The organism is Mesorhizobium sp. M1A.F.Ca.IN.020.06.1.1, from assembly GCF_004023265.1.
Classification (GTDB): Bacteria; Pseudomonadota; Alphaproteobacteria; order Rhizobiales; family Rhizobiaceae; genus Mesorhizobium.
Genome location: NZ_RZSR01000198.1, coordinates 1 through 7,667, shown reverse-complemented (window position 1 = coordinate 7,667; position 7,667 = coordinate 1). Strand labels below are relative to the sequence as shown.

Below are 7,667 nucleotides of genomic sequence, written 5' to 3'. Positions count from 1 at the left end.
CGAATTCGGTGCGGCCGGCGCCCATCAGCCCGGCAATGCCGACCACCTCGCCCTTGCGCACATTGAGGTTGACGTTCTTGATCACCTGCCGCTCGGCGTGGATCGGATGGTACACCGACCAGTTCTTCACTTCGAAAATAACCTCGCCGATCTGGGGCTCGCGCGGCGGGTAGCGGTCGTCGAGCGAGCGGCCGACCATCGAAGTGATGATCCGGTCCTCGCTGATGTCCTTCCTGGGCAGGGTCTCGATGGTGCGCCCGTCGCGGATCACCGTCACCTTGTCGGCGACGCGGTTCACCTCGTTGAGCTTGTGCGAGATCAGGATCGAGGTCATGCCCTGGCGCTTGAACTCGAGCAGAAGATCGAGCAGCGCCTGGCTGTCCTTTTCGCTGAGCGAGGCGGTCGGCTCGTCAAGGATCAGCAGCTTCACTTCCTTGCTGAGCGCCTTGGCGATCTCGACCAGTTGCTGCTTGCCGACGCCGATATTGGTGATCAGCGTCTTGGGATCTTCCTTCAAGCCGACTTTGTCGAGCAGGGCCTTGGTGCGCTTCTCGTTGGCGTTCCAGTCGATGACGCCGTAGCTGGCGTGCTCGTTGCCCAGGAAGATGTTTTCCGCGATCGACAGCATCGGCACCAGGGCAAGTTCCTGGTGGATGATGACGATGCCGATATGCTCGCTGTCATGGATACCCTTGAAGTGGCATTCCTGGCCGCGAAAGACGATCTCGCCTTCATAGGTACCGGTCGGGTAGACGCCCGACAGCACCTTCATCAGCGTCGATTTGCCGGCGCCGTTCTCGCCGACGATGGCGTGGATTTCTCCTTCCTCGACGCTGAGGTTGACGTTCGACAGCGCCTTCACGCCGGGGAACGTCTTGGTGATGTCGCGCATCTCCAAAATCGTCGAGCTCATCAGGAATTCCGCTCCCTGGCGCATGCCTGCCGTTTCCGGAAGGCGTTATGCGCGAAATCAACATACTGCAGTCTGGCTCGCGCCGCGATGGCGCATGGCGCTGCAGAAGCCGGCAAAAACAATACCGGGGTCGCTTCTGAACGAAAAGGGGCCCTGCGTCGCGCAGGACCCCTCCCTTAAAGGCTGGATTACTTCAGCTCTTCGGCCTTGATGTAGCCGGAGTCGACGACCAGCGCCTTGTAGTTCGACTTGTCGACCTCGTGCGGCGTCAAGAGGATCGAGGGAACGACCTTGACGTCGTTGTTGTAGGTCTTGGTGTCGAGGCCGTCGGGCTTGCCGCCGGAGAGCACCTTGTCGACCAGCTGCACGGTGGCCTTGGCCAGCTCGCGGGTGTCCTTGAACACGGTCGAATACTGCTCGCCCGAAATGATCAGCTTGACCGAGGCGGTCTCGGCGTCCTGACCGGTCACGATCGGCCAGGGCTGAGCATCCGTGCCGTAGCCGACAGCGCGCAGCGAGGCGGTGATGCCGCGCGACAGGCCGTCATAGGGCGACAGAACGCCATCGACGCGGCTGCCGTCCGAGTAGTTGGCCGAGAGCAGGTTGTCCATGCGGGCCTGGGCGGTGGCGGCGAGCCAGCGCAGCGTGCCGACCTTGTCCATGCCCATCTGGCCGGACTTGATCTTGATCGAGCCGTCGTCGATCAGCGGCTGCAGGACCGACATCGCGCCGTTGTAGAAGAAGAAGGCGTTGTTGTCGTCGGGCGAGCCGCCGAACAGCTCGACGTTCCACGGCTTGGTGTTCGGGAAGCGCTCCTTGAGGCCCTTGACCAGGGAATTCGCCTGGATCACGCCGACGCCGAAATTGTCGAAGGTGGTGTAGTAGTCAACATTCGGGGTCTTCTTGATCAGCCGGTCATAGGCGATGGTGACGACGCCTGCGTCATTGGCCTTCTGCAGCGCATCGGCCATGGTGGTGCCGTCGATCGAAGCGATGATCAGCGCTTTCGGGCCTTTCGTGATCTCGTTTTCCAGCTGGCTGAGCTGGTTCGGGATGTCGTCCTGCGCGTATTGCAGGTCGACCGTGTAGCCCAGCGCTTCGAGCTGGGACTTGACGGCGTCGCCGTCGTTGATCCAGCGCTGCGAGGTCTTGGTCGGCATCAGCACGCCGACGAGACCCTTGTCGGCCGCGTGCGCCGAATAGGTCGTGGCGGCAATGCCAAGGGCCGCGACGGCGGCCAGCGTCTTGATGATCTTCACATTTACTCTCCCTGGTTGATGGACGCGACACCTCGGGGCTTCGCGGGCCGCGCAGTCGAACAGGAGCGCAGTCGCGCCTCTGTCGGCTTTATCGATCTCCGGTATCCTCCCAATCGGCCCCGCGACGCAGTTTCAATCGATACGATTTTGCTCGTTGCCGATCGCTGCGTCTCGGAACGCGCGAAGGGTGTGTCCCTTTGACATAACTGTCAAATGCGATCTTTGCTGGTTGATATACCGAAACTGGTATGATTTAGCGTAGAGCAGAGAACTGCCGGAGAGGCTGGGAAATCATGGCGGCGCTGCGGGATCCTGATGCGATTTCAGGGAGTTACGAAAAGCTTCCGGGGGACGGCGAAACGCTCCTGCGCAGCGGCCTGAGCCTGCGCCATATGCGAATGATCGCCGCGCTCGACGATCACGGACGGGTGAGCGCCGCCGCCCAGGTGATGAATATTTCCCAGCCGGCGGCCTCGCGCATGATCGCCGAGATGGAGGCGGTGCTCGACGTGAAATTGTGCGAGCGGCTGCCGCGCGGCGTGACGCTGACCCCTTACGGTCAGGCGCTCGCCAGGCGCGCCCGCTCGATCCTGCTCGAAATGCGCGAAGCCGACCGCGAGATTTCGGAACTCAAGGCAGGCAAGGGCGGCTCGGTGTTTCTCGGCGCCGTGACTGCGCCGGCGATCGAACTGGCGGTGCCGGCGATTCGCGAGATCCGCCGCATCTATCCGCGCATCGAGATCACCATGCAGGTCGAGACCTCGAACGTGCTCGCTCGCGAGCTGATCGCCTCCCGCCACGACTTCATCATCGCCCGCATCCCCGATGACCTCAATCCGCGGCTGTTCGAATCGCGCGTCATCGGCATCGAGAAGGCCTGCCTGATCGTGCGCCGCGGCCATCCGCTTGCCGGCGGCGGGATGGTCGGCCTGGAGGAGACGGCTGCCTATGATTGGGTCTTCCAGTCCGGCGGCTCGCCCCTGCGCCAGGCGATGGAAAGCAATTTCTTGAACCGCAACATCCCGCTTCCCGACCGCATCCTCAACACCTCGTCGCTGCTCTTGACGCTGGTAATGGTGGCGCAATCTGACGCCATCGCCCCCGTTTCGGTGCAGGTGGCCAAGTTCATCCAGAGCGGCGACGGGCTGTCCGGAGCGATCGATGTCGTTCAGACCGAGTTCGACATCGAGGTCCGGCCCTACAGCCTGATCACGGTCAGGAACCGGGCGCTCTCGCCCGCCGCCAAGATGCTGCACGACTTCATCCTGCGCGAAGTGGGGTAATGGAACGAGAATGCTACCTGTGCGTTCAAACAGATCGGCAGTTCGCTGGAGCCCGTTTGGGTGAGGGAACCACCTGCCGATGCTGAACTATCGGGAGGTCTTTGATGGAACGTCGCTTGTTTCTCACTGGAATGCTTGGCGTTGCGGGGGCAGCGGCAATTGCAACCCTGGCTGGCCCCAGTAGGGCGGTTGCCGGAATTCCAAGCGGCAACGGAATTCTCGATGAACTCGATAAGCCCGATACTGCCGTCTTCGAGGATGGACACGAACGTGCTGAAGTGGAGCAGGTTTACCATCGTCATTGGCATCACGGCCGTCGCCGCCGCAGACGGCGCCGCGTTTGGAGACGTGTTTGCCGCCGCTACTGGCGTCGTGGCCGCTGGCGTCGCCGCTGCTGGCGCGAACGTGTTTGGATTGGCTTTTGGCTTTAGGGGTCCATAGCGGTTCAGCTTTGGATAAGAGCCGCTCACCCGCAGTAAAGAACTGTTTTTACGGAATTCCGGACCGAGACGTGGTCCTGGATTGCTCAACCGGTCCAGAGCCGGCCGCCGCAAGGTGGCTGGCTTCTTTTCCGCCATAGATCGCGCGGCGATCCTCTTCTAGGCCCAAGCCCCTCGCCTTTCGAGCGGCTCTTTCGTTTGCGCGCTTTCGCCGAACGAGGTGGCTCCCTTCGGAGTGCGGTCAAAAAGCACGTTGATTTTCCAGTCCCCCTGCTGTTGAGAGGATGCGGGCAGTTGGGCGATCTGGATGTTCGATGTTTTCAAAGCTGCCTGTTGTTAACCATCGCAATGTTAGCCTTGGTCTCGCCGGATGAGCGAGGTCACCAATATGCACGCCGATCTGCCGCGCGCGCGGGTTAAGCGGAGGCTGATAGCCAAGGCGCTAGCGTTCCTCGCCGCCGCCCTGACAACGCTGCCCGCAGATGCCGAAACGGTGCAGGAAAATCCCGGCGGTCAGATCGTGATCTTCGCTTTGCACGTCGCCGAGCTGCGCGCCGCGAACGAGCCTGTGGAATTCGACGGTGCCTGCGACAGCGCCTGCACGCTCTATCTGTCTTTGCCCGCCGAGCAGCTTTGCATCACGCCGCGTGCATCCTTCGGCTTCCATCTGCCTTACGGCGTCGGCGCCCATGAGAACGCAATCGCCGCCGGGTACCTGATCTCGCAATATCCCGACTGGGTTCGCCTGTGGATCGAGGAACGCGGCGGCCTGTCGCGCGCCATCGTGCGGATGGAAGCCGCCGAGGCCGCAAAGCATCTTCCCCTCTGCGGCGTGCTGGCCTGACCGGCAAGCGGCAACGATCGCATTCGCCATCGGCCGCCTGAGGACGCTCTGCCAGATCGCTGCGACCGCGCGGCACTGTAGCGAGGGATGGAGCGGGTAGCGGGAATCGAACCCGCGCGTTCAGCTTGGGAAGCTGACAGGCTACCATTACATCATACCCGCGCAACAGCCTCGTTACCATGATGGCCCCGCATCTAGCAATCGGCGATACATTGAAAGCCGAGAGCCATCCACCGGCGCTTTGACGCCGCGCCACAACATGGTAATGGCTCAGGGGTTAAGGGTGGGGACCCAGCTTGGAAATCAATGTTCGGAAGAGGAAGCGAGCCTCTCGCTCCGGAAAAGCCTTTGCTGTGGAAGATCTCGGATTCCTGCTGAGGCTTCCTGTTTTTGTATTCGTCTCTCTTTTCGTGCCTGAGAAGAGATGGCGCAGTGTCTGCCTTTGGCTGGAGCGGCTGAAACGGGCGCCTGAGTCTCGGCGCGACGTTGGTGACCAACCGGATCTTGCCGCCTTTGGCATAGCCGGCCGCGAGGACCGGCTCCGGGTCGACGCGATGCGCAGCGAACACAACATCCAGATCGTCCGCGAGTGGCTCGTCGGCTGGCGACCCGAGATCGAACTCCTCGGCGCCGAGCATCTCGATGCGGCGCGCGAACAGGGCCGTGGCGCCGTCCTGTGGATTGCGCATTTCGCCTTCAATGCGCTTGCGGCGAAGATGGTTTTCGCCAAAGCCGGCTTCGATGTCTTCCATGTCAGCAGGCCCGAGCACGGTTTCTCGAAATCGCGCTTCGGCATCCGGTTCCTCAACCCGATTAGAACCGGCGTCGAGCTCAGACATGCCGCGGGCCGTATCGTGATCGACCGCGCGAATCCCGCCGCCAGCATGAAGGAGGCCAGGCGGTTGCTTCGCCAGGGCAAGTTTGCGTCCATCACCGCTGGCGCCTGGGAGGGTGAGTTGCTCGTGCGTGCGCGAATCGGCCAGTCGGTCATTGAATTTGCGGGCGGCGCGCCCCGGTTGGCCAGGATCGCCGGCGCTCCCCTGCTGCCGGTCTTCGTCGTTTGTGACGACAGCACAGGCAGGATACGGGTGACTGTGGAAAATCCGATCGATCTTGATCGCGGCCAGGACAAGGCCGAACTGATCCAGAGCGCCGCGCAAGACTTCGCCGATCGGCACCTGGCCTATCTGAAGGCCAGTCCCCACCAGTGGCGAGACTGGGGCAAGTTGAAGGCTCACCAAGGCACCTTGATCGAGACGGAAGCCGGATGCCTCTCTTCAGCATTCTGATCACCGACGGCGGCAGCGAGCACCTTTCCGGGCTCGTTGCCGAAAACATCCACTCGCTCACGGCTGCTCATCCGGGCGACGAGCACCGCCTGTTCCGGGAAGCGGCGTTGGCGGAGTTCATTTCGACGCATTTCGGAGCAGAGGTGCTTTCGGCTTTCAGGACGCTGCGACCTTATTCATACAAGGCGGACCTCGCCAAATATTGTCTGCTTTATGAGCAAGGCGGCCTTTATGCCGATCTTTCCTATTTCTTCCTGCGCGGAGTGCCTCGCGCCGATGGAAAATTGTCGATCTTTCGCGATTTCCTCAGCTCGACCCCGTGGGACACCAGCATCGGGGTTGTTGCCGCGCCGCCTCGCCACAAGGCGCTCGCCAAGGCGATCGAGCTTGTCTGCGCCAATGTGAAACGGGAATATTACGGGCCGACTGCGCTCTGCCCCACAGGCCCGACCTTGTTCGGCAAGGCCGTCGCGCTGACCTGCGAACCGGAAGACCTCATCGTCGGCGAAGCCCTCAGGTCTGTGCCATCTGCCGCGCCTCTTCAGCCGTCCGCGGATTTCGGCCATTGCCTCAGCCATGATGGCGAGCCGGTCGCGATCAAGCGTAAGCGGGGCGGCAAGCCGATATCGCACCTCGGTATCGGCGGCGGCAACCGCTACAACAGGCTGTGGCGCTCCAGGGAAGTCTACCGCGACCGGCCGCTTTGGGCCCGCATCTTCCGGTGGAGAATCTGAGCGAGCGAGCCACGTGTGCCGGCCGGATCGGGCTATCAAGGCCGCCGGCACAATAGCTTCGCGCGCGGCCTTCGGCTTGATGCCGGGTATCCGAGTGCGTATTTCTGAGGTCGCGCCCCGAATCGGGCAGCTCGAACCGGAGAACGGCCTTGTCCGCACTGACACGCTTTCTCGGCGATACGCCACTCAGGGTGCTTGTGAAGCTGCTGGTGGTTTCCTTCCTTGTCGGCCTCGTCATGCACGCTTTCGGCTGGTCGCCGATGGACGTGCTCTACGGCATCCGCCAGTTCTTCATCGACCTGTGGAATCTCGGCTTCCATACTCTCGACCGCTTCCTGGGCTATATCCTGCTCGGCGCCGCGATCGTCGTGCCCGCCTTTATCCTGCTCAGGATTGCGAGCTACAGGAAGTAGCCTGGCGAGCGTCAGGCATACGCGGCCGCGACCTCGAACAGAATGGCGTGGCGCGCGGCAAGCGCCGGCACGTCGCTCGAATAGCCGCCGCCGATGACGCCGCATAGCGGGACGTCGGCCTTGCGGAAATGGCTGATGACCAGCTCCTCGCGGCTGCGCAGGCCGTTGTCGGTCAATGTCAGCCGGCCAAGCCGGTCCTCGGCATGGACATCCACGCCGGCATTGTAGAACACGATGTCCCAGCGCCGCCTTGCGCAAAGCTCTGGAAGAATGGCGCCGAGCCGGTCGAGATAGGCAGCGTCGCCGGTGCCGTCCGGCAGCGCGATATCGACATCGGAGGCGATCTTGCGCGCCGGATAATTGCGTTCGCCATGCATGGAAAAGGTGAAGGCGCGCGGCTCATCCTTCAAAATGTCCGCCGTGCCGTCGCCCTGATGCACGTCGAGATCGACGACCAGGATGTTTTCGACGGCGCCCTCCGCAAGCAGGACC

At 62.4% G+C, this 7,667-nt stretch carries 9 protein-coding genes and 1 tRNA gene; 6 read left to right on the top strand and 4 right to left on the bottom strand.

The features are described 5' to 3' along the window. Together EOA60_RS11555 and chvE are read right to left on the bottom strand one after the other, a co-directional pair. The coding region (locus EOA60_RS11555; protein ID WP_128311377.1) for an ATP-binding cassette domain-containing protein at positions 1–913 on the bottom strand (913 nt) is incomplete at its 3' end. A gap of 188 nt (positions 914–1,101) precedes the next feature. Beyond that, positions 1,102–2,172: a multiple monosaccharide ABC transporter substrate-binding protein gene (chvE, locus tag EOA60_RS11550; protein WP_066996783.1), complete on the bottom strand. Its 1,071-nt coding sequence runs from the start codon at positions 2,170–2,172 to the stop codon at positions 1,102–1,104. A gap of 293 nt (positions 2,173–2,465) precedes the next feature. On the opposite strand from chvE, the gene EOA60_RS11545 reads away from it, so the two are divergent. The 3 genes from EOA60_RS11545 (at position 2,466) to EOA60_RS11535 (ending at position 4,739) form a co-directional block, all read left to right on the top strand. Then, the gene (locus EOA60_RS11545) at positions 2,466–3,455 is read left to right on the top strand and encodes a LysR substrate-binding domain-containing protein (RefSeq protein ID WP_067322751.1); all 990 of its coding nucleotides are present in this window, start codon (positions 2,466–2,468) and stop codon (positions 3,453–3,455) included. A gap of 222 nt (positions 3,456–3,677) precedes the next feature. After that, on the top strand, positions 3,678–3,896 hold the full coding sequence (locus EOA60_RS37525; protein ID WP_164748405.1) for a hypothetical protein: 219 nt from the start codon (positions 3,678–3,680) through the stop codon (positions 3,894–3,896). A gap of 369 nt (positions 3,897–4,265) precedes the next feature. Next, positions 4,266–4,739, top strand: coding sequence for a hypothetical protein (locus EOA60_RS11535; protein ID WP_095826060.1), 474 nt, complete (start codon positions 4,266–4,268; stop codon positions 4,737–4,739). An 88-nt stretch (positions 4,740–4,827) separates the two neighbouring features. Here the strand turns inward: EOA60_RS11535 and EOA60_RS11530 are convergent. Continuing rightward, positions 4,828–4,901: transfer RNA gene (locus tag EOA60_RS11530), tRNA-Gly, on the bottom strand. A 392-nt stretch (positions 4,902–5,293) separates the two neighbouring features. Here EOA60_RS11530 and EOA60_RS11525 point away from each other — a divergent pair. From EOA60_RS11525 to EOA60_RS11515, 3 genes are all read left to right on the top strand, one after another. After that, entirely contained in the window at positions 5,294–6,028 is a 735-nt protein-coding gene (locus tag EOA60_RS11525; protein ID WP_128311375.1) for a hypothetical protein, read from the top strand. Further along, positions 6,007–6,762 carry a glycosyltransferase gene (locus EOA60_RS11520; RefSeq protein ID WP_095826058.1) on the top strand — a complete coding sequence of 252 codons (756 nt, stop codon included), beginning with the start codon at positions 6,007–6,009 and terminating at the stop codon, positions 6,760–6,762. The genes EOA60_RS11525 and EOA60_RS11520 overlap by 22 nt, the downstream gene beginning before the upstream one ends. Positions 6,763–6,911: 149 nt before the next feature. Then, positions 6,912–7,175 (top strand): DUF6460 domain-containing protein, encoded by a 264-nt coding sequence (locus EOA60_RS11515; protein WP_066996803.1) that lies wholly within the window; start codon positions 6,912–6,914, stop codon positions 7,173–7,175. 11 nt (positions 7,176–7,186) lie between these two features. On the opposite strand, the gene EOA60_RS11510 is transcribed toward EOA60_RS11515, so the two are convergent. Next, the coding region (locus EOA60_RS11510; RefSeq protein ID WP_164899263.1) for a histone deacetylase at positions 7,187–7,667 on the bottom strand (481 nt) is incomplete at its 5' end.

Excerpts from the sequence above, each read along its gene's own strand:
- EOA60_RS11535 (WP_095826060.1), top strand. The coding sequence starts at position 4,266 with ATGAGCGAGGTCACCAATATGCACGCCGATCTGCCGCGCGCGCGGGTT.
- EOA60_RS11545 (WP_067322751.1), top strand. The coding sequence starts at position 2,466 with ATGGCGGCGCTGCGGGATCCTGATGCGATTTCAGGGAGTTACGAAAAG.
- EOA60_RS11520 (WP_095826058.1), top strand. The coding sequence starts at position 6,007 with ATGCCTCTCTTCAGCATTCTGATCACCGACGGCGGCAGCGAGCACCTT.
- EOA60_RS11525 (WP_128311375.1), top strand. The coding sequence starts at position 5,294 with ATGCGCAGCGAACACAACATCCAGATCGTCCGCGAGTGGCTCGTCGGC.
- EOA60_RS37525 (WP_164748405.1), top strand. The coding sequence starts at position 3,678 with ATGAACTCGATAAGCCCGATACTGCCGTCTTCGAGGATGGACACGAAC.